This window comes from Flammeovirga aprica JL-4 (assembly GCF_012844305.1).
GTDB classification, from domain to species: domain Bacteria; phylum Bacteroidota; class Bacteroidia; order Cytophagales; family Flammeovirgaceae; genus Flammeovirga; species Flammeovirga aprica.
Genome location: NZ_JABANE010000238.1, coordinates 1 through 1,085, shown reverse-complemented (window position 1 = coordinate 1,085; position 1,085 = coordinate 1). Strand labels below are relative to the sequence as shown.

The following is a 1,085-nucleotide window of genomic DNA, read 5'->3' as shown; positions in this document are numbered from 1 at the left end:
TTCAAGAAGACCAATTAAGCGATCTCTAAATCAGCTTGGAATTGGCTTAACGCTTGAATGGCATTCGTTTTCACGTGAACAAATCCATCAACACCTGCTTCTGTGTAAGCTGCTTCGAATTCACCTGGGAATCCAGCAAGGATTAATTTCTTACCTTTTGCTTCTGAAGCTTTGAATGCTTTCGCAAATGCAGCTACATGCTCTTGGTATTCTGGATCCGAAGAACACATCACTACGATATCAGCATCTGTTTGGATAGCACCTTGGATTGCTTCTTCTACTGAGTTGAAGAATTGCTCCTCTGATGCGAAACCTGCTGTACCGAAGAAGTCCATAGCGAAAGTTGATCTTGCTTTACGCATAGCCAAGTTACCGAACAAAGTATTGAATACTTTAGGACGAGTACCGCCATCATGAACGTATTTCTCAGTCTTAAGACGAAGGTTCTCAAACTGTAGAGTGGCACGTTGTGGTAATAACAATTCTACCTCAGCAACTGTATCGTGATTTACTTGAACACCTTCAGGGTTGATCACTTCTTGTTGGTTAGGGTATCTGTTTGTACCTACGTAAACGCTTCTACGTTGAGCGATTAATTTTTCTTTTTGATCTCTAGTCTTTTGGATCAAGCTTTGGATTCCACCCGATTTGAATGAAGCTAAGAAACCATCTTCAGATTCAATTGTTTGGAATAATAATAAAGCAGCATCCAATAACTTTTCAGTCAATGTATCGATATAGTATGATCCTGAAGCAGGGTCAGCTACTTTACCTAAGTAAGCCTCTTCTCTCATTAAGTGAGAAATGTTTAAGGCAACTCTTTGTGACTGTCTTGTTGGCTTTTCGTAAGAAGCATTATGTGCTTCGATATTGATAGCATCAACACCACCCAATACAGCAGACATTGCTTCCGTAGTGTTACGAAGCATGTTTACGTTTGGATCATATAATGATTTAGACCATAGTGAAGAATTACCAACGATTACGATATTGTTTGCATCGAAAGACGCATCGTAAAGTTTAGCGATTTCTAAAACTAATAATCTAAATGCTCTGAATTTAGCGATTTCGTGGAAGTAGTCACC

1 protein-coding gene is annotated in these 1,085 nt (G+C 39.3%); it reads right to left on the bottom strand.

What is annotated here, in order from left to right:
* Positions 1-14 precede the first annotated feature (14 nt).
* On the bottom strand, positions 15-1,085 hold a 1,071-nt coding region (locus tag HHU12_RS33390; RefSeq protein WP_240971256.1), incomplete at its 5' end, for a methylmalonyl-CoA mutase family protein.